Below are 18,850 nucleotides of genomic sequence, written 5' to 3'. Positions count from 1 at the left end.
ACAGGGGTCCGACATTCCGCCGACACGCGAGCTGACCTGCGCTTTCTCCCCGCAAGGAGCTGGTCACCCGGGGGCGTCGGGCGTCGTCGCGTTGGTGGACGCGCGCCGGGGGTGGTGCAGCCGCCGGACCGACGCCAGCGCCGCCCTGCGGGCGTGCATCCGGCGCTTGGCGCGCATGGTGCGTGGTGCCCGAGGCTCCTCGCGGAGCAGGGCGTCCAGCCAGTGCCCGCGGGGGTCGACGTCCACGAGCAGGGCCTTGACCAGCAGCGTCAGCGGGATGGCCAGGAGCGCGCCGAGCGCGCCGAGCACCCAGCCCCAGAACAGCAGGGCGACGAAGGTGACCGTCATCGACAGCCCCACGGAGTCCCCCACGAACCGCGGCTGGATGAGGGTCTGGATGACGAAGTTCAGCAGCGAGTACACGACGACGATCGCGATGAGCTCGCCCCAGCCCCCGGCGAGCAGACCGAGGATCGCCGGCGGCACGACGCCGAGGACGAAGCCGATGTTCGGCACGTAGTTGGTGACGAAGGCCAGCAGCCCCCAGAGCCCCGCCGCCGGTACGCCGATGATGGTCAGCGCGATCCAGTCGCCGACGGCCACGATCGCGCCGAACACGGTGCTCACCAGCAGGTAGCTGCGGGTGCCCTGGGTGAACAGGGTCATGGCGACCGGGAGGTGCGGCCGATCCTCCCCGACCAGCGCCATGCGCCGCGGGAACCCGCTGGACTCGATGGCCATGAAGACCAGCGCGGACAGGAGCAGCACCAGCGTGCTGGCCGCGTTGGTCAGCCGGCCCAGCACGTCGGTGGCCAGGCCGACGAACTGCGCGTAGTCGATCTGCCGGACCAGGTCCGACAGCTGCCCCGAGACGATGCCGGCGTCGTTGAGGTCGGCCACCACGCCGTTGATGAGGGTCTCCGCCCGCCCGGTGTAGTCGGGCAGCAGCGCCGCGAACTGGGCCGCAGAGACCACCAGCAGCGTCACGAACGCCAGCAGCACCGTCCAGACGAGCAGCAGCAGGACCGTCGTGGCCAGCCACCGGGGCACGCCGATCCGCCGGAGCCAGCCCTGCACCGGGGCGAGGGCGATGACCACGACCAGCGCGAGGAAGACCGGCGCGACCAGCCACGCGACGGCGCGCAGGCCGGCGACGGCGACCGTCGCGGCGGCCAGGCCGGCCAGCAGCAGCAGCCACCGCGGCATCCCCGAGGGGCCGGCCTGCGGGTCGACGGCCGTCGACCCGCTCGCGACCGCGGCGCCGGGTGCCAGGGAGAGCGCCTCGGAGGCCCGCTCCGGCGCGGGGTCGGCCGCCGGGACGTCCGGTTGCACCGCCATGCCGATCCCTCCCCTCGCTCGACGGGTCGTCCCCGTACACGGTGCTCCAGTGTGGCGCGGTGCGCCCGCCGGCACCGCTCAGCGCGCCACCGCGCGTCGAGCGGGTCTAGGAATCTCCGGACAGGGCGAGCTTCATCCCCTCGTGGCCGGCCTCGAACCCGAGCCGCTCGTAGAAGCGGCGGGCGTCGGTGCGGCTCTTGTCGGTCGTCAGCTGCACCAGCGAGCATCCTCGGCGCCGCGACTCCTCGACCGCCCAGCCCACCATGGCCGCACCGATTCCCCGCCCGCGGGCACCGGCCGCGACCCGCACCGCCTCGATCTGCCCGCGCAGCGCGCCCCGACGCGCCAGGCCGGGCAGCACCGACAGCTGCAGCGTGCCGACCACCTCCTCGCCCTCGAGGGCGACCAGCAGGACGTGCGCCGGGTCGGCGTCGACGAGCGCGAACGCCCGCCGGTAGGGCGCCAGGTCGCCGTCCAGGGTCTCCCGGCCGGCGCCGAGGGGGTCGTCGGCGAGCATCGCGACGAGGGCCGGGAGGTCCTCGTCGGTCGCCCGGCGCAGCTCCACCCGGTTCGGCTCGACCCGGTTCAGCGGAGCGCCACGCGGTCGGTCAGGGCGAGGACGTGGTCCCACGCGTCGCGGCAGGCCTCGGCCCACTCGCCGTACGCCCGGTCGAAGAAGGAGTGCGGGGCGCCGTCGTACACGACCGCGTCGACCTCGGCGCCGGCCGCACGCATGGTGTCGGCGAGCGCGAGCTGGTCGGCCACGGGCGTGGCCGCGTCCTCGCCGGCGATCAGCATCACGGTGGGCAGCGTCGCCCGCGCGGCGGCGTCGCCGACGACGGAGGGCTTGCCGTAGAAGCCCACGCAGCCGGCCAGGTCCAGGTCGCCCGTCGCCTGCCGCCAGGACATGCTGCCGCCGAGGCAGAAGCCCACCGTGACCACGGGGAGGTCGGCGCCGGCCCGCTCGCGGAGGTAGTCGATCGCGGCACGCAGGTCTGCGTCGACGTTCTCCGGAGCCATCGCGGCGACGTGCGGCTGCCACTCGAAGTCGGCATCGCGCACCCCGGACTCCGAGGCGGGCGCTGTGCGGCCGAAGTAGTCGATCGCCACAGTGGGCAGGCCGGCCTGGGCGAACTGGTCGGCCAGCGCCACGTAGAACGGGTGCAGGCCGCGGACGTCGGGCAGCAGGACGATCCCCGTCCCGGCCGCCTCGGCGGGAGCCGCGTAGGCGGCGGAGAAGGGCGTGCCGTCGGCAGAGGTCAGCGTGAGGACGCCGCGCTCGGCGACGTCGCCGCTGCGCGGTGCCGCGGGCGGGCGGCTGTCGTGGTCGTGGCACACGGCGCGGGCCTCAGCTGTCCGCGGCGGCGTCGGCCGGCCCGGGGTTCCCGCCGACCACCCTGGCCGCGACCTCGCGCCGCGCGTCGGCCAGCCAGTCGTGCTGGCCGTCCGCCTGGGCGATGAGCCTGTCGAGCAGCGCGGCGTCGAGCCGGTCGTCGGCGGCCGCGACCGCCCGGAGCGTCTCGAAGCCGGCCCGCTTGGCCAGGACGGCGGTGGAGATGAACTCGAACTCGACGAGGTCGCTCAGCGGCGACCGGGACAGCAGGTGCCCGTTGAGCTTGAGCCGGGACAGCTTCTCCCCGAGCCAGGAGCCGATCTGCTTGTACTGGCGCACCGGCACACCGAGGGCGGCCATCGCTGCCCGCAGTCCGGCCCGCTCCTCCCGGAGCTGGTCGAGCAGCTGCTCGAGCTTCGGCTCGTACGCGGTGCCGCGGTGGACGCCGATCATGCGGCTGACCAGCTCGATCCCGCCGGTGGCTGCGGCCAGGTGGTCGTTGCAGTAGATGCCGAGCAGCTCGGGATCGCGCACGGCACCGGCTGCGGACGACTCGGACACATGGCCTCCAGGGGCGACGGGGAACTGCGGTCATTCTCCCTGCCGCGTGATCACCCTGCTCGGCGTGCGCCCGCTCAACCGCGCAGCAGGACGGCCACACCGATGCAGGCCGCCGCCCAGAGACCGCTGGCCAGCGTGCCGACGATGAACCGTTCGGCCGCCGCGGGCGCCCGCAGCTCGGCGAAGCGGCCCAGACCCTTCACGGCGAGGACGACGGCCAGGCCCTCCGACGACCCCGCCAGCAGCGCCGCGGAGACGGCGGCCCGCTCGAGGACGCCGATCCAGGCGCCGCCACGCAGGATCGTGGGGTCCTGCGGCCCGCCGGCCACGCCCACCGCCGCGGGGTCCGCGCCCTGGAGGACGGCGGTGGCGACCGGCCCGCCGGCGAGCACCGCGGCCAGGACGGCGGCGACCGTCGTCCCCTGGAGCAGACCGGAGGACGGCTCGTCGGCGGTCCAGGCGATGACCGCGGCGGCGCCGAGCAGGACGCCGAGCAGGGCGGCGCCCCACGCCGGGCGGACCCGCTCGCCGCGGGCGGTGAGGACGAGGCCGGTGGCCGCGGTGAGCGCCAGGAGGACGAGGACGGCGACGGTCACGCTCCGCTCACCCCGCCGCCCGTGCCAGCAGCCGGCCCGCCGTGGGACGCAGCTCGCGCTCCAGGTCCCAGAGGCCGGCGGCCAGGCGCTGGCCGACCGCCTGCCGGGAGATGCCGAGCGTGGCGGCCGCCTCGGCCTGGGTGCTGCCCTTCCCCACGAGGGAGATCGCCTCCCACGCCTGCTCGCTGCGCCGGTCGACCACGACGGCGAGGGCGCTGAGCACCGCCTGGGCGTCGCCCGCCTCCGCGGGCACCGCTCCGCGCACCGCGAGGCGGCTCGCCCGCTGCTTCGCCGCATCGACGGCCCGCCGGGCGCTCAGGTAGGCCGGCCCCGCGCCGGCGCGCGTGCTGGACGGCAGCGGCGTCTGCACCGGGCCCGCTCCCACGCCGATGCTCCAGTCGCCCGCCCGGACCAGGCGGAGGACGACGTCGACGACCTCGTCGGGCTCGGCCAGCAGGCCCTGGAACTCGTCGCCGGCCGTGCGCTCGAAGGCGAGCAGCGCGGGTACGGCGTCGTTGAGCTCGCGGAGCACCGCACCGACGCGGTCGGGATTGCGCCGGCTCGCCTTCTGGTCGACGGTCAACACGTACGGCACCCCGCAAGCCTGACAGCTTTCTCGCCGCGATGCAAGGTTCAGAGCTTGTCGAGCACCTCGGGTGGGAAGCCACCCGTAGCGATCGGACCCCAGCCGGTGATGGTGACCCGGATCAGCGACTTCCCCTGCCGCGCCATCGCGGCCCGGTACTCGTCCCAGTCGGGGTGCTCCCCGCTGATCGACCGGTAGTACTCGACCAGCGGCTCCAGGGCATCGGGCAGGTCGAGGACCTCGGCGGTGCCGTCGACCTGGACCCACGCGTCGTTCCAGTCCGGCGACAGCACGCACAACGAGACCTCCGGGTCGCGCCGGGCGTTGGCCGCCTTCGCGCGCTGCGGGTAGGTCGAGACGACGATCCGCCCGGCCGCGTCCACGCCGCACGACACCGGCGACAGCTGCACCCCGCCGGATCCCCGGCGGGTCAGCAGCACCGCCTGGTGGCGTGGGCGCAGGAACTCGAGCAGTGCGTCCCTGTCGACGCGGTCAGCGGTCGCGGCCTTCGGCATGGCCCGAACGCTACGACGTGGCACCGACAGCGACGACTTCGCCACGATGATCGTTCCGGTGCGGTCCCGGTCCGCCACCTGTGCTGAGATCGGGGCATGAGGCTCCGACTCCCCGGTCGTCCCGCAGGCGAGCCGGATCCGGCCTCGCAGCAGCCGGACGCGCCCGCTCCCGACGACGCCGCCGTGACCACGTCCCCGGCGCCGACGCAGGGGCGGGGCCCGAAGATGCAGGCCGCGGCCCGCACCCTGGCCATCGCCTCGGGGCAGTTCCTCCTGATCGCCGCGGCCGTCGTCGTGCTGTTCTACGTGCTCGGCAAGCTGTGGTCGATCCTCCTGCCCATCGTGCTGGGGCTGCTCATCGCGACGGTGCTCTGGCCGGTCACCCGCTTCCTCCGCAACCACCGGTGGCCGCCGGCACTGGCGGCCTCGGTCGTCCTGCTCGGGTTCCTCGCCGCCTTCGGCGGCATCATCGCAGCGATCGCGCCGTCCGTCGCCAACCAGGTCACCGAACTCGCCGACCAGGCTTCGGCCGGGCTGCAGAACGTGCAGGAGTGGCTCAGCGGGCCGCCGTTCAACCTGCGTGAGGGGCAGATCGACGACGCCGTCGACTCGACGATCGACTCGATCCAGGGCAACGCCCAGAACATCGCGGGCTACGCGCTCACCGGCGCCACCGCCGTCGGCAACAGCCTGATCAACCTGGTGCTGGCGCTGGTCCTCGTCTTCTTCTTCCTCAAGGACGGGCCCCGCTGGGTGCCGTGGCTGTCCGCGCAGACCGGCCCGAAGGCGGCCCCTCACGTGGCGGCGCTGTCGTACAAGACCTGGGACACGCTCTCGGAGTTCATCCGCCAGCAGGCGCTCGTCGGCTTCATCGACGCGTTCTTCATCGGCCTCGGTCTGTGGATCTTCGACGTGCCGCTCGTCCTGCCCCTGGCGGTGCTGACGTTCTTCGGCGCCTTCATCCCGATCATCGGCGCGTTCGTCGCCGGCGCCTTCGCCGTCCTGATCGCCCTGGTCGACGAGGGCTTCACCGTGGCCCTGATCATCTTCGGCATCGTGCTGCTGGTGCAGCAGATCGAGGGCAACGTCCTCCAGCCGATCATCCAGGGCCGCGGCTTCAACCTGCACGCCGCCGTGGTCATCCTCGCCGTCACCGCCGGCAGCAGCCTGGCCGGCATCATCGGCGCCTTCCTCTCCGTCCCGATCGCCGCGATCATCGCGGTCATCTACCGCTACGCCCGCGACCAGCTCGACGGGAAGCAACCGGAGATCCACGACGACGGGACCCGCACGGAGATATCCGGCGACGACTCCGGGACGACGGTGCGGCAGGAGCAGGTCGCCTCTCCGGCCGAGGGGCAGCCCGCGTCCTGACCCACCGGGGGGACGATGGGTCCCGGGTGGGAATGCTCGGGCCCCCAGCGGGGCTGCACCGGCCAGCAGCGGCCGGCGACCGGCCGCCCGAACGACTGCAGGAGGTCCGACCGTGGCCCAGCGACCGGAGGAGCTCGTCGAGCTGCTCCCCGAGGCGGAGCCCTTCCTCACCCGCGAGGCGGCGGTCGACGACCCGGCCGAGCGCGGCGGGCTGGTGCTGGTGCACGACCTGGGCGGGGACTTCGACGCCGCGCACGCCGCGACCCTGGCCGGCGGCCACCTGCTGGCGAGCCTGCCCTCGGAGGTGATCGCGCGCTTCGACGCCGACAGCCTCGTCGACTACCGGGCGCACCGGCCGCGGATGAGCTTCAACAGCGACAGGTACGAGTCCTTCGCGGCGCCCGAGATCGCGCTGCACGCACTGGAGGACGACGCCGGGCGACCGTTCCTGCTGCTGCACGGCGCCGAGCCCGACTACGCCTGGGAGCGGTTCGTGGCCGCCGTCGCGGGCCTCGTCGAGAAGCTCGGGGTCACCAGCGTCATCGCGCTGCAGGCCATCCCGATGCCGGTGCCGCACACCCGCCCGGTGACGGTCACCGCGCACGCCACGCGCCGGCAGCTCATCGAGCAGTACCCGGTCTACTGGGGCGAGATGCGGATCCCCGGCAGCGTCTCGGCGCTGCTGGAGCTCCGCCTCGGGGAGGCAGGGGTCGACGCGCTCGGCGTCGCCGCGCACGTGCCGCACTACCTGGCGCAGGCCACGTATCCCGCTGCCTCGCTGACCCTGATCGAGCACCTCGAGTCGCTCACCGGACTGGCCCTGCCGACCGAGACCCTCCGCGACGCGGCCCAGGTGCACCGCACCGAGCTCGACGAGCAGATCGGCCGGTCGACGGAGAACACCGCCGTCGTCGCCGCCCTGGAGCAGCAGTACGACGCGTTCACCGCGGCGCGGGAGGGCACCGACCTGCTGTCGGGCGGCGAGGTGCCCAGCGCCGAGGAGATCGGCGCGGAGTTCGAGCGCTTCCTGGCCGACCAGGACCGCAAGCCACCCCGCGACTGACGCCCCGCCCCGACGAGAGCCCCTCCCCGGGCCCGGTGCTCGGCTGTGCGCCCATCCACCTCATCGGGACGGGACGACGTGGACCAGCGCGCAAGCGCTCGGCGGTCAGGCGTCCGGGAGTGGTGCGCGGCGGGCGCCGGCGACGTCGAACAGGTCGCCGTACTCCTCCACCCGGGCCAGGACGTCGTCGGTCGTGAAGCGCAGCTCCGCGGGGTCCAGCGACCCGTCACGGACGGCGTCGACCTCGTCCCAGCCGATCGGCGTCGAGACCGTCGCCCCCGCGCGCGCCCGCAGCGAGTACGGCGCGACCGTCGTCTTCGCCGGGTTGTTCTGGCTCCAGTCGATGAGCACCTTGCCCGGGCGCAGCACCTTCTCCATCCGCCAGACCACGTCGTCGGGCGTCTCGGCCGACAGCTCCTGGGCCAGCTGCTTGGCGTAGCGGCTGGGGTGCTCCCGGTCGGCCGGCGTCGCGATCGGCGCGTACACCTGCATGCCCTTGGACCCCGACGTCTTCACGACCGGGTCCAGGCCGTCGGCCTCCAGCCGCTCGCCCAGCCGCTCGGCGACGACGCAGCACTCGTGGATGCCGGTGTCGGGGCCGGGGTCCAGGTCGAGCACGAGCAGGTCCGGCAGCGCCGGCCGCCCGTCGTCGTCCACCTGCCACTGCGGGACGTGCACCTCGAGCGCGGCGAGGTTGGCCGCCCAGGCCAGGTCCGCGACGGACTCGAGCACGACCATGTCGAGGGTCTCCCGGCCGCGGGAGCTGCCCGGGCTCGGGATCGTGACGCGCCGGACCCACTCGGGCGCGTGCCGGGCGCTGTTCTTCTCGAAGAACGTCTGCCCCTCGACGCCGTCGGGCCAGCGGGTGAACGTCACGGGCCGGCCGGCGACGTGCGGCAGCAGGACCGGCGCGATCCGGACGTAGTAGTCGATGACCTGAGCCTTGGTGAACCCCACCTCGGGGAAGAGCACCTTGTCGAGGTTGGAGATCTGCAGGGTCCGGCCGCCGACCTCGACCCGCTGCTTCGCCGGGCTCACGGCTCGACCACCACGTCGTCGGGCTCGAGGTCGTCCCGGACGCCCCGCCAGGCCGGGTGGCGCAGCCGGTTGTCCGCCGTCCACACCGCGTAGGCGACCTCGCCGACGAGGTCGGGCTCCACCCAGCGGGCGTCACGCGTGATCTCCCGGGGCAGCGTGCCGTCGAAGGGCGAGGCGGTCCGGGGGTGCAGCACCCGCTGGAGGTCGCGCAGGTCCTGGTCGCTGAAGCCGGTGCCGACGTGGCCGACGTAGACCAGCCTGCCCTCGTCGTCGGGGACGCCGACCAGCAGCGAGCCGATGGTCCCCGACCGCCGGCCCTGGCCCGGCCGCCACCCACCGACGACGACCACCTGCGTCCGGAAGTTCTTGATCTTGCGCCAGTCCGGGCTGCGGGCACCCGACCGGTACGGCGACGCCAGCCGCTTGGCGACCACGCCCTCCAGCCCGTTCTCCAGGCTGGCGGCCAGCACGCCCTCCCCGCCACCCTCGAACCACGGCGTGGCGACCCAGCGGTGCCCGGCGATCCCGAGCTCGTCGAGGCGGTGCCGCCGCTCGGCGTAGGGCCGGTCGAGCAGGTCCTCGCCGTCCCACGAGAGCAGGTCGAACACCAGGAAGGTGACCGGCTTCTCGGCCGCCATCCGCGGCACCTCGGGTCCGGTCCGGTGCATCCGGCCCTGCAGCGCGCCGAAGTCCGGCCGCCCGGCACCGTCCATCATCACGATCTCGCCGTCGACCACGGCGTCGTGCCCGTCGAGAGCCGCCGGCAGCCGGGCCACCTCGGGGTACCGGACGGTGATGTCGGTGCCCTTGCGCGACGTCAGCCCGAGCACGCCGCCGCGGACCGCGGCGATCGCCCGGACGCCGTCCCACTTGAACTCGTAGCCCCAGCGGTCGTCCTCGTCCCCCGCGGGCAGCTCCCCGGCGGTGGCCAGCATCGGCAGGGGCACGGCGGTGCCGGCGGGCTGGGTGGCGTCGAGCTTGCGGATGTTCCAAGCCCCGTCGTCCACCGGGAAGAGCGCGTAGCGGCCGGCCAGCTTCCGGCCGTCGAAGGTGACGATCACGTGCCGGTCGTCCCACTTCTCGGTGGCGTACCGGCCGGTGTCCCAGATGGTCACGTGCCCGCCGCCGTACTCGCCGGCCGCGATCGTGCCGCTGAACGACGCGTACTCGAGCGGGTGGTCCTCGGTCGGGACGGCGAGCCGGTTGGGGCCCTGCTCCGTCGGTGGGCCCTTGGGCACCGCCCAGCTCTTCAGGACGCCGTCGCGCTCCAGGCGCAGGTCCCAGTGGACCCGCTCCCCGGTGCGGCCGCGGGGCGTGTGGTGCTCCTGGACGACGAAGGTGTCGTCGCCGCCCTGGGGAAGGACGCCGCCCTCGGGCGGGACGGGCTCGGCGGTGCGCGCCGGGTCCCGCTTGCGGCGGTACTCGGCGAGCGGGTCCTCCCGCCGGGAGGGCACGTCAGGCGCTGCGGCGGGCGCGCTTGGCCGGCGGCTTGTCCGCGGTCTTCTTGGCGGCACCCGACTTCGCGGCCGTCGTCTTCTTCGCCGCAGGCTTCTCGGCGGCCGCCTTCTTGGCCGGCGCCTTCTTCGCGGGGGCGGCCTTCTTCGCCGGTGCCCGCTTGGCCGGCGCCTCGTTGTCGGTGGCGTCGTCGGCGGTGGCGTCGTCGTCGGCGCCGCCGCGGGCCCGCTCGACGCTGCGGCGCAGCGCGCTCATCAGGTCGACGACGGCGCCGCCGGTGTCCTCCACCTCGGGCACCTGCTGCACCTCGCCACCGCTCTGCTTGGCCTCCAGCAGCGCGGTCATGGCCTCGCGGTAGTCGTCGGTGAACTGGGTGGGGTCGAACTCACCCGTCATCGAGCCGATCAGCGCCTCGGCCATCTTCAACTCCTGCGGCCGGACGCTGATGTCCTCGTCCAGGAAGCCGAAGTCAGGACGGCGGATCTCGTCGGGCCACCGCATCGTGTGCATGACCAGCACGCCGTCGCGGACACGCAGCACCGCGAGCGACTCGCGCTGCCGGATGGCGATCTTGGTGATGGCGACCTGGCCGGCGTTCTCGAGCGCGTCGCGAAGCAGCACGTAGGGGCGCGCCGCGGGGCCGTCCGGCTCGAGGTAGTAGGTCTTCTCGAACATGATCGGGTCGATCTCGTCCTGGGCGACGAACTCCAGGACCTCGATCTCCCGGCGGGTGGAGAGCGGCAGCTCGTCGAAGTCCTCGTCGGTCAGGATGACGACCTGGCCGTCGGGCAGCTCGTAGCCCTTCGCGATGTCGCTGTACTCGACCTCTTCGCCGTCGATCGAGCAGACCCGCTTGTACTTGACCCGCCCGCCGTCGGCCGCGTGCACCTGGTGGAAGCGGATGTCCTTGTCCTCGGTCGCCGAGTACAGCTTCACGCCGATGCTGACGAGGCCGAAGGACACGGCCCCGCGCCAGATCGATCGCATGCCGCACCTTCCCCGAACTCCGCTGACGGACCTGTGACCAGGTCAAGATCACAGGATAGGTCCGGCGGGGTACCCGCGGCAGGTCGGCGGACGCGCCTCCTCCCCCGCACGGGGGTCACCCGTCCGGGGGGCCGGCTCAGGCGCCGGCGTCGACGCCCTCGGTCTGCGGGGCCAGGCCGCCGTTCTGGATGGCGTCGTAGACGAACTGCAGGACGTCGGACCCGGCGACCATCGTCATCGTCAGGGCCGCCAGCCGGGTCGCCTTCGGGGCGGTGACGTAGCCGAACACGAAGCCGGTCCCCACCCACTGCGCCAGGCAGAACGGGCAGGTGAGCAGCTCCCCGACCGCGTGCTTCACGCCCCCGTGCTCGCGCACCTCCTCGGCCACCTCCGCGTGCCCGGACGGGCCCTCGAAGCGCACGAACGGGGCGCGGACCGGGGCGGTCACCGGGTCCTTCGCGATCCGGCGGGCCAGCCGGAAGGTGGCCACGGTGAGCAGCGCGGCGTCGCCGAGCGGGATCCGCTCCGGGAGCTCCCGGTTCGAGGCGCGCACGGCGGCGGCCGCGGCGGACACGAGACCCACGTACACGCCCATCGCGCCGAGATCGCCGGCCAGCGGCCGCTCCTCGCCGTTCGTGTACTCCCGCTTCTGCGTGCGGGCCCACCGGCGGACCGGTGCCCCGAGCCGCTGGATCTCGTCTGCGATCGCCATGCGACGGCGCTACCCCCCTCGCTGCTGGCGCATGCCCCGTGGCGGGGCGGCGCACAGCCACGCATGCCGGGAGGGGTGACGGGTAGGGCCGGGTCAGACGCCGGTCGCCGACCGGCTCCCCGTCCCGCCGGCCGGCCCGGCGCGGACCCCCGACAGAGGAGGCACAGGCATGACGCAGCCCGAGGGCCAGACCGCCCGCGACGTCTTCCCGGAGGACGACGGCCTCCCCGAGGTGTCGCAGGACGACTCCCCCACCCAGGAGCGGGCCGAGGACCCCCAGTTCGAGCCCATGCCCGGCGAGCAGGCGAACGCCTCCGTCGACTTCGGCACGACCGCCTTCGAGCAGTCGGAGGGCGAGTCGCTGACCGGGCGGCTCGAGCGGGAGGTGCCCGACGACTCCGCCGACCTCCGCCCGGCCGAGGACCCCGACCGCGCCGTGGGCCAGCTGGAGCAGGACACCTCCACCTCGCCCGTGAGCGACTCGGGCACCAACCGCACGTCCGACGACGTCGAGGCGACGTCCGACCCGTCCGTCGGGGGCGAGGGGCCCGAGGAGGGCGCCGTGCACCTCACAGGGGACTGACTCCCGGACCCGTCCGTGCCGGCGCCGTCCTCCGCCTCGGGGGGCGGGGTTGGCGCGTGCGCGCCGCTGTGTCTACGTTGTCATCGCGGTTCAGCAGGCAGCCGCACGTGCCGGCCGGGAAGACCACCGGCACGCGACACGTTCACCACCTGCGGGAACCGGGCGCGACGAGCGCCCGGACCGCACAGCGGTAGATTGTCCGGGCGGTGATCACCGCCCCGGGGAACGCCGCCGAGAGGAGCCACTGTCCGTGACCACTTCCGACCTGCCCGCCGAGGGGCAGCCCGACGTGTCGACCGAGGGCACCGAGGCACCCTTCGACGACGTGATCACGCTCTCCACCTCCACCAGCGAGGACGGCGTGGTGACGGTGACGGTCGTCGGTGAGGTGGACACGTTCACCGCACCGGTGCTCCGTTCCACCCTGGACAGCCAGCTCGAGCAGCAGCCGCGCGAGCTCGTCATCGACCTGTCCGGCGTCCAGTTCCTCGGGTCGGCCGGCCTGGCCGTGCTTGTGGAGACGCAGAAGTCGTCGCGGGCCCGCGACGTCGCCCTGCGCCTGATCGCCACCACCCGCGCCGTCACCCGCCCGCTCGAGGTGACCGGCCTGATCGACCTCTTCACGATCGCCGACAGCACCGCCCGCTAGTCGTCCGGTACGACGAAGGGCCCCGCCGGGATCGGCGGGGCCCTTCGTCGTCTCAGGCGGACAGCAGCTGGCAGACGGCGGCCTCGAGGACCTTCTGGGTGTCCCGGTCGGCCTCGGCCTGGTCGGCCTCCCGCAACGCGTGCGCCACGGTCTCGCCGTGCTCGAACCGGTCCACGACCCGCGGGTCGACGTAGCTCGCCTTGCACACCGCCGGCGTGTTGCCCAGTTGCTCGCTGACCTGCTTGTAGGCCGCGCTGACGACCTTCTTGCGCGCCGTCCTGCTGGCCGGCGGGGGGACCTCCGCGAGCGCCGCGGCCATCAGCACGGTGGCCGTCCACGTGCGGAAGTCCTTCGCGGTGATCTCCGCGCCGCTGATCTCCTTGAGGTAGGCGTTGATCTCGGCGCTGGTCACGTCGCGCCACTCGCCGTCCTCGGTCCGGTACGCGAGCAGGTCCTCGCCGGCGTCGGCCGGCCGCTCGAGGAGCTGGCGCACGACCGTGGCGGTCGGCCGGTCGGTGATCTCCACCTCCCGCTCGATGCCGCCCTTGGCGGTGTAGCTGTAGAACGTCCGCTCGCCCCGCACCGAGACGTGGGCGCGCTTGAGCGTTGCCAGGCCGTAGGTGCCGTTCTCCTCCTCGTACTGCTCGCTGCCGATGCGGAAGGCACCGAGGTCCAGCATGCGGATGGCGCAGGCCAGCACGCGGTCCCGGTTGAGCCCGCGCGTGCGCAGACCGGCCTTGACGGCGTCCCGGACGTCGGGCAGCTCGCGGGCGATTTCGAGCACGCGCTCGTGCTTCTCGGCGTCCCGCCGGGCCCGCCACTGGTCGTGGTATCGGTACTGGCGGCGACCCGCGGCGTCGACACCGGTGGCCTGGATGTGCCCGTTGGGCCACGGGCAGATCCAGACGTCCTTCCACGCCGGCGGGATCGCCAGGCCACGGACGCGGTCCAGCAGCTCGTCGTCCCGGATCAGCGCGCCGTCGAGGTCGTAGTAGGCGAACCCCCTTCCGGCCCGGCGACGCCGGTATCCGGGACCGTTCACGTCGCTGCGCCGAAGTCTCACGTCCTCGTGTTGCGCACCGGGACCGTTCCCCAAACGGATCCGTGGGGTCGGTCCCCCGCCGGGGTCAGCGCAGGTCGACCAGCCCGCCGAGCCCGCTGATCTCGAGGACGTGCCGGGTGATGCCGCCCTCGGGTGCGTGGACGACCAGCCGCCACCCCTCGTCGCGCCCGATGCGGGCGATCGCCAGAACCACCCGGACCGCGGCGCTGCTGAACAGCGACACCCCGGTGAGGTCCAGCTCGACCCTGCCGGTGCCCCCGTGGCTGGCCTCCAGGAGGCGGATCCGCATCTGCTCGGCGCCGAACTCGTCGACCGCGCCGGACACCCGCACCACCGGGCGCGGGCCCTCCCTGTCGACGGACACCGTGGCGGCGCTCGACGCGGGCGGACGCTCCTCGTCGACCTCGGGACTGCGCCGCAGCCGCAGCGTCAGGACCACCGTGGTGCCCTTCTCCTCCTCCTCGAGGACGACGCCGTCGACGAGCTGGCGCATGATCAGCAGCCCTCGGCCGCGGTCACCCGGATCGCGGTTGGGCGGACGCCACGTGCCCTCGTCGCGGACGGTCACGGTGAGGACGCCGTCGACGTCCACCCCGGCCGACACCGACATGGGGCCGGGCTCGGAGCCGCGGTAGGCGTGCTCGGCGGCGTTCGCGCAGGCCTCGCCCACGGCGACCATCACGCCGACCCGGTCCTGCTCCCCCATCCCCAGACCGGCCAGCCAGCTGCCGAGCCGGCGCCGGACGCCCGGGAGCGCGGCGGGATCGGCGACCAGCTCGAGGTGCAGCGGCTCCTGGGTGTCCTCGCGCCGGTGCGCGACCAGCACGGCGACGTCGTCCAGCCAGCCCTCGGGGCTGCGCACGCCCTCGGCGATCGCCGTGGCCAGCTCGTCGGAGCGGTCGGTCTCCAGCGCGCCCGGGGCGGTGAGCACCGCCGTGGCGATCGCCGACAGCCGGTCGAGCGCGTCGGCCGCTTCCGGGGCGGGGCCCGACACGGCACCGTTGGAGAACAGGACGAGGGTCGCGCCCTGGTCGAGCACGTGCCGGGACACCGCCGTGGGCGTGTCCGGCAGGCTGCCCAGCGGCGCCCGCGGCGGCACCCGCAGGTAGCTCGTCGCCCCGTCCGAGCCGACCACCAGCGGCGGCGGGTGCCCTGCGGCGGCGTAGGTGAGGTCGCCGGTGGCCGCGTCCAGGACGCCGTAGAACACCGAGGCGCCCTCGACGTCGTCCATCTGGGCGGCGAACGCGTCCAGTGCGGCCAGGACGGCGGCCGGCGACGGGTCGCGCAGCGCGGACGAGCGCATGGCACCGCGCAGCCGGCTCATGGCCCCGGCCGCGGGCACTCCGTGCCCCACGGCGTCGCCGACGACCAGGGCCACCCGACCGGCGCCCAGCGCCACGGTGTCGTACCAGTCCCCGCCGGCGGCCTCGACGGCCGATGCTCGTTGATAGCTGCCGGACAGGTGCAGGTCGGGCAGCAGCGGCAGGGACGGCGGCAGCAGCGACAGCTGCGCCTGCTCCACGCTGTCGGGCACCTTCGGCCACAGCGACGTGTCGGTCGCCGCGTCGTCGGACTCCAGGATCAGCAGGGCGCCGGGGCCGTCGTGGACCCGCATCGGGCGCACCATCAGCGTGGCCGCCGGCCCTCCGGCGTCGCCGAGCGGACCGCAGACGGTCTCCGGGCGCCCGGTGCGCAGCGCCGCGTCGAGCACCTCGACGACCGGCCGCCCGTCGACCACCGGCATGTCCTCGCGCGCGGTGCCGAGCTCCCGGGCCCGGGCGTTGGCCCAGACGGGCGAGTCCGCTCCGGCCCTCACGACGTAGATCGCGGCGGGCGCCGTCTCCATGGCCGCGGCCAGCACACTCGCCCCCTCGGACCCGGCGAGGCCAGGGAGGGGTGGCGGGCTGCCAGGGCTGAGGCTCATCTCGGGCCAGCCAATACCAGGCTGAGGGGTCCGGCAACCGCGATGCGACCGACCGTGCAGCGGTGGGCAGCGCCACGTTTCGGCAGCTCGCACGCAGGGGTAGAAGGGTGCGGTTGGGCGGCGTCCGGAATCACCGGGGCGCCGCCCGTCGGGTCCTGGTGGGACCCTTGGATGATGGACGGCCGCGACCCGATGCACGGGCGCCGGCGACGAAGGAGCGGACGACGGATGGTCGACTCGAGGGGTTCCCTCGCGCAGGACGGACGACGCGCGGAGCGGCTGGAGCTGCGCGTACCCACCACCGCGACCCAGCTGCCCGCGGTGCGGGCCATGGCCGGTGACCTCGCGATCCGGATGGACTACGACCTGGACGCGGTCGAGGACCTGCGCCTGGCCGTCGACGAGGCCTGCGCGACGCTGAGCCAGATTGCGGCCGGCGAGTCCCCGCTCACGGTCATCTTCGAGACCACCCGGGCCGGGCTGCACATCGAAGCGTGGGTGCCCACCGCCGACGGGGTCGAGGTGCCCCGCGACGGCTTCGGCTGGGCGATCCTCGCCACCCTCGTCGACAACGTCGACGCACGGCGCTCCACGCAGGACGCCGTCCCCGGTGGCGACGGCAGCCCGACGCCGGTCGGCCTGATCGCCATGGACAAGTACCTGCCCGGCCAACACCCGAACGACCTCGGGAGCGGAGCCGGCCGGAATCTCTCGGTCGCCCAGTGAGCCGGTCGCCGTCGACCGACGAGATCCCCGTCGTGGACGCTCCGGTGCCCGACCAGAGGTCCGAGGGGCCGCGCCCCGCGGCCGACCCCGCTCCCGCGGAGGACGACATCGCAGTGACCGATCCGGCCGATCCGGAGGCGGTGCCCGACCCGCGCACCGAGGACGCCGACGCCCCCGCAGCCGAGAGCACCCCGGACGCCGCCCCGGTGTCGGACAACCGGCGGCGCGCGGAACGGACCGCGCCGCTGTTCGCCGAGCTGGCCACGCTCGACAAGGACGACCCGCGACGCGAGCGGCTGCGGGAGATCCTGGTCGAGGAGCACCTCCCCCTGGTCCGGCACTTCGCCCGGCGCTTCAGCAACCGCGGTGAACCGTTCGACGACCTGCTGCAGGTCGGCACGCTGGGGCTGATCGCGGCGATCGACCGGTTCGACCCGACCCGCGGCGTGGAGTTCCTGTCGTTCGCGGTGCCGACGATCACCGGCGAGATCAAGCGGCACTTCCGCGACCAGGGCTGGTCGGTGCGCGTCCCGCGCCGGCTGCAGGAGCTGCACCTGTCGCTCAACGCGGCGGTCGGCGAGCTGGCGCAGAAGAACGGCCGGGCCCCGACACCGTCGGAGCTGGCCGAGCACCTGGGCATCCCGCGCGCAGAGGTGCTCGAGGGCCTCGCCGTGGCCAACGCCTACCGCAGCAGCTCGCTGGACGAGCGGCTCTCCGGCGAGGACGACTCCCCCACCCTGGCCGCGACGCTCGGCGAGGAGGACGCCGCGCTCGAGGGCGTGGAGTACCGCGAGTCGCTGCAGCCGCTGCTGGCCACCATCCCGGCCCGCGAGCGCCGCATCCTGATCCTGCGGTTCTTCGGGAACATGACCCAGTCGCAGATCGCCGCCGACATCGGCATCTCGCAGATGCACGTCTCCCGGCTGCTGAGCCAGACGCTGGCCAAGCTCCGCGAGGGCCTGCTCAAGGACTAGGACGCTGCGCTCCGCGCCGGCTCCCGACGCGGCGCGAGTGCGACGACGTGGTGGCGATCGAGAGCTGATCGCCACCACGTCGTCGCACCGGGCGCCGCGACCGGTCCACGGAGGCCGCTCAGCCGCGCTCGGGCAAGACCCCGTTCTTGTCGGGCTGGCGGCCGGTGCCGATCTCGCGGATCTCCTCGGTCACCTGGCTCAGCGGGGGCGGCGTCGGCACGGCCGGCGTCGAGTCGGCGATGCTCGACAGCTCGATCTTCGCCTCGGGCTGGTCGGCCGCCCGGGGCAGCTGCGACTCGAACCAGCTGCTGGTGTCCAGGCCGCCGTCCTTGGGGGCGGACCCGTTGCCCTGCGGCTCGACGTCCATCCAGGACTTCCCGCCCTCGGCGCCGCCGAGGTTGGCCAGGCCCTCCAGGGCCTTGCTGAACTCGCTGGGGACGATCCACATCTTGTTGGCGTCGCCCTGCGCGATCTGCGGCAGCGTCTGCAGGTACTGGTAGGCCAGCAGGCCCTGGTCCGGCTTGCCGTCGTGGATGGCCTGGAAGACCGTCTCGATCGACTTCGCCTGGCCCTGCGCCTGCAGGAACAGCGCCGCCCGCTCGCCCTCGGCGCGCAGGATCCGGCTCTGCCGCTCGGCCTCCGCCTCGAGGATCGCGGCCTGCTTCTTGCCCTCGGCCGACAGGATCGCCGCGGCCTTCTGGCCCTCGGCGGTGGTGATGGCCGACTGCCGCGCGCCCTCGGCCTGCAGGATGATCGCGCGCTTGTCGCGGTCGGCGCGCATCTGCTTCTCCATGGAGTCGCGGATCGAGGGCGGCGGGTCGATCGCCTTGATCTCCACGCGGGCCACCCGCAGGCCCCAGGGGCCGGTCGTCCCGTCGAGGACCGACCGCAGCTGGCTGTTGATGCCGTCGCGGCCGGTCAGCGCGCCCTCGAGGTTGAGCCCACCGACGACGTTGCGCAGCATCGTCGTGGTCAGCTGCTCCATGCCGGTGATGTAGTTGGCGATGCCGTAGACGGCCAGGCGCGGGTCGGTCACCTGGAAGTAGACGACGGTGTCGATGCCGACCTGCAGGTTGTCGGAGGTGATGACCGGCTGCGGCGGGAAGGAGATGACCTGCTCGCGCAGGTCGATCGTCGCCCGGACGCGGTCGATGAACGGCACCAGGATCGAGAGGCCGGGCGAGAGGGTCCGGCTGTAGCGGCCGAGCCGCTCCACGACCTTGGCCTGGGCCTGCGGCACGATGGTCACGCTCTTGGCGATCACGATGATCACCAGCAGGGCGACGACGACCAGTGCGATGAGTGCCGGTTCCACGGCGGGCTCCCTTCGTCGGGGGTCGTCCGCGATCCTCCCCTGCGGCGGCCTCCGCGAT

The 18,850-nt window shown here is 73.8% G+C and carries 20 protein-coding genes; 6 read left to right on the top strand and 14 right to left on the bottom strand.

Annotation, left to right across the window (positions count from 1 at the left end; genetic code table 11):
• Positions 1–63: 63 nt before the first annotated feature.
• The 7 genes from DCS98_RS06265 to DCS98_RS06235 form a co-directional block, all read right to left on the bottom strand.
• Complete coding sequence (locus DCS98_RS06265; protein ID WP_116450490.1) at positions 64–1,338, bottom strand: AI-2E family transporter; 1,275 nt, start codon at positions 1,336–1,338, stop codon at positions 64–66.
• A gap of 106 nt (positions 1,339–1,444) precedes the next feature.
• The gene (locus tag DCS98_RS06260) at positions 1,445–1,903 is read right to left on the bottom strand and encodes a GNAT family N-acetyltransferase (RefSeq protein ID WP_241037256.1); all 459 of its coding nucleotides are present in this window, start codon (positions 1,901–1,903) and stop codon (positions 1,445–1,447) included.
• Between the two features lie 20 nt (positions 1,904–1,923).
• A complete protein-coding gene (locus tag DCS98_RS06255; RefSeq protein WP_116450489.1) occupies positions 1,924–2,676 on the bottom strand; it encodes a dienelactone hydrolase family protein in 753 nt (250 codons plus the stop codon).
• 10 nt (positions 2,677–2,686) lie between these two features.
• Positions 2,687–3,232 (bottom strand): hypothetical protein, encoded by a 546-nt coding sequence (locus DCS98_RS06250; RefSeq protein ID WP_116450488.1) that lies wholly within the window; start codon positions 3,230–3,232, stop codon positions 2,687–2,689.
• 74 nt (positions 3,233–3,306) lie between these two features.
• On the bottom strand, positions 3,307–3,828 hold the full coding sequence (locus DCS98_RS06245) for a hypothetical protein (protein WP_116450487.1): 522 nt from the start codon (positions 3,826–3,828) through the stop codon (positions 3,307–3,309).
• A gap of 7 nt (positions 3,829–3,835) precedes the next feature.
• Positions 3,836–4,423: a SatD family protein gene (locus tag DCS98_RS06240; RefSeq protein WP_116450486.1), complete on the bottom strand. Its 588-nt coding sequence runs from the start codon at positions 4,421–4,423 to the stop codon at positions 3,836–3,838.
• Between the two features lie 38 nt (positions 4,424–4,461).
• Positions 4,462–4,929 (bottom strand): PPOX class F420-dependent oxidoreductase, encoded by a 468-nt coding sequence (locus tag DCS98_RS06235; RefSeq protein ID WP_116450485.1) that lies wholly within the window; start codon positions 4,927–4,929, stop codon positions 4,462–4,464.
• Between the two features lie 183 nt (positions 4,930–5,112).
• On the opposite strand from DCS98_RS06235, the gene DCS98_RS06230 reads away from it, so the two are divergent.
• A complete protein-coding gene (locus DCS98_RS06230) occupies positions 5,113–6,303 on the top strand; it encodes an AI-2E family transporter (protein WP_241037253.1) in 1,191 nt (396 codons plus the stop codon).
• A gap of 112 nt (positions 6,304–6,415) precedes the next feature.
• Positions 6,416–7,366, top strand: a complete 951-nt coding sequence (locus DCS98_RS06225) for a proteasome assembly chaperone family protein (protein ID WP_116450483.1) — start codon at positions 6,416–6,418, stop codon at positions 7,364–7,366.
• Positions 7,367–7,471: 105 nt separating this feature from the next.
• On the opposite strand, the gene ligD (DCS98_RS06220) is transcribed toward DCS98_RS06225, so the two are convergent.
• From ligD (DCS98_RS06220) to DCS98_RS06205, 4 genes are all read right to left on the bottom strand, one after another.
• Positions 7,472–8,404, bottom strand: coding sequence for a non-homologous end-joining DNA ligase (gene ligD, locus DCS98_RS06220; RefSeq protein WP_116450482.1), 933 nt, complete (start codon positions 8,402–8,404; stop codon positions 7,472–7,474).
• On the bottom strand, positions 8,401–9,858 hold the full coding sequence (gene ligD, locus DCS98_RS06215) for a non-homologous end-joining DNA ligase (protein WP_116450481.1): 1,458 nt from the start codon (positions 9,856–9,858) through the stop codon (positions 8,401–8,403). The genes ligD (DCS98_RS06220) and ligD (DCS98_RS06215) overlap by 4 nt, the downstream gene beginning before the upstream one ends.
• A 1-nt stretch (position 9,859) precedes the next feature.
• Positions 9,860–10,846, bottom strand: coding sequence for a non-homologous end joining protein Ku (gene ku, locus DCS98_RS06210; RefSeq protein ID WP_116450480.1), 987 nt, complete (start codon positions 10,844–10,846; stop codon positions 9,860–9,862).
• A gap of 136 nt (positions 10,847–10,982) precedes the next feature.
• On the bottom strand, positions 10,983–11,558 hold the full coding sequence (locus tag DCS98_RS06205; RefSeq protein WP_116450479.1) for a DUF1360 domain-containing protein: 576 nt from the start codon (positions 11,556–11,558) through the stop codon (positions 10,983–10,985).
• A gap of 169 nt (positions 11,559–11,727) precedes the next feature.
• Between DCS98_RS06205 and DCS98_RS06200 the strand changes: the two genes are divergently transcribed.
• Positions 11,728–12,141 carry a hypothetical protein gene (locus tag DCS98_RS06200; RefSeq protein WP_116450478.1) on the top strand — a complete coding sequence of 138 codons (414 nt, stop codon included), beginning with the start codon at positions 11,728–11,730 and terminating at the stop codon, positions 12,139–12,141.
• A 250-nt stretch (positions 12,142–12,391) separates the two neighbouring features.
• The gene (locus DCS98_RS06195; RefSeq protein WP_116450477.1) at positions 12,392–12,790 is read left to right on the top strand and encodes an STAS domain-containing protein; all 399 of its coding nucleotides are present in this window, start codon (positions 12,392–12,394) and stop codon (positions 12,788–12,790) included.
• Between the two features lie 52 nt (positions 12,791–12,842).
• On the opposite strand, the gene DCS98_RS06190 is transcribed toward DCS98_RS06195, so the two are convergent.
• Both DCS98_RS06190 and DCS98_RS06185 read right to left on the bottom strand, forming a co-directional pair.
• Entirely contained in the window at positions 12,843–13,832 is a 990-nt protein-coding gene (locus tag DCS98_RS06190) for a DNA topoisomerase IB (protein ID WP_116450476.1), read from the bottom strand.
• Between the two features lie 85 nt (positions 13,833–13,917).
• Positions 13,918–15,714, bottom strand: coding sequence for a SpoIIE family protein phosphatase (locus DCS98_RS06185; RefSeq protein ID WP_241037250.1), 1,797 nt, complete (start codon positions 15,712–15,714; stop codon positions 13,918–13,920).
• A 291-nt stretch (positions 15,715–16,005) separates the two neighbouring features.
• Here DCS98_RS06185 and DCS98_RS06180 point away from each other — a divergent pair, with 291 nt between their 5' ends.
• Both DCS98_RS06180 and DCS98_RS06175 read left to right on the top strand, forming a co-directional pair.
• The gene (locus DCS98_RS06180) at positions 16,006–16,503 is read left to right on the top strand and encodes an ATP-binding protein (protein WP_116450475.1); all 498 of its coding nucleotides are present in this window, start codon (positions 16,006–16,008) and stop codon (positions 16,501–16,503) included.
• Positions 16,504–16,547: 44 nt separating this feature from the next.
• On the top strand, positions 16,548–17,477 hold the full coding sequence (locus tag DCS98_RS06175) for an RNA polymerase sigma factor SigF (RefSeq protein WP_241037248.1): 930 nt from the start codon (positions 16,548–16,550) through the stop codon (positions 17,475–17,477).
• A 118-nt stretch (positions 17,478–17,595) separates the two neighbouring features.
• On the opposite strand, the gene DCS98_RS06170 is transcribed toward DCS98_RS06175, so the two are convergent.
• Positions 17,596–18,792 (bottom strand): SPFH domain-containing protein, encoded by a 1,197-nt coding sequence (locus DCS98_RS06170; protein ID WP_116450474.1) that lies wholly within the window; start codon positions 18,790–18,792, stop codon positions 17,596–17,598.
• Positions 18,793–18,850: the final 58 nt, after the last annotated feature.

Source organism: Blastococcus litoris (genome assembly GCF_003075095.1).
Classification (GTDB): Bacteria; Actinomycetota; Actinomycetes; order Mycobacteriales; family Geodermatophilaceae; genus Blastococcus_B; species Blastococcus_B litoris.
The sequence above is the reverse complement of the archived record's forward strand: the minus strand, read 5'-3'. Positions and strand labels throughout refer to the sequence as shown.

Excerpts from the sequence above, each read along its gene's own strand:
- DCS98_RS06235 (WP_116450485.1), bottom strand. The coding sequence starts at position 4,929 with ATGCCGAAGGCCGCGACCGCTGACCGCGTCGACAGGGACGCACTGCTC.
- ku (WP_116450480.1), bottom strand. The coding sequence starts at position 10,846 with ATGCGATCGATCTGGCGCGGGGCCGTGTCCTTCGGCCTCGTCAGCATC.
- DCS98_RS06200 (WP_116450478.1), top strand. The coding sequence starts at position 11,728 with ATGACGCAGCCCGAGGGCCAGACCGCCCGCGACGTCTTCCCGGAGGAC.
- DCS98_RS06180 (WP_116450475.1), top strand. The coding sequence starts at position 16,006 with ATGGTCGACTCGAGGGGTTCCCTCGCGCAGGACGGACGACGCGCGGAG.
- DCS98_RS06205 (WP_116450479.1), bottom strand. The coding sequence starts at position 11,558 with ATGGCGATCGCAGACGAGATCCAGCGGCTCGGGGCACCGGTCCGCCGG.
- DCS98_RS06265 (WP_116450490.1), bottom strand. The coding sequence starts at position 1,338 with ATGGCGGTGCAACCGGACGTCCCGGCGGCCGACCCCGCGCCGGAGCGG.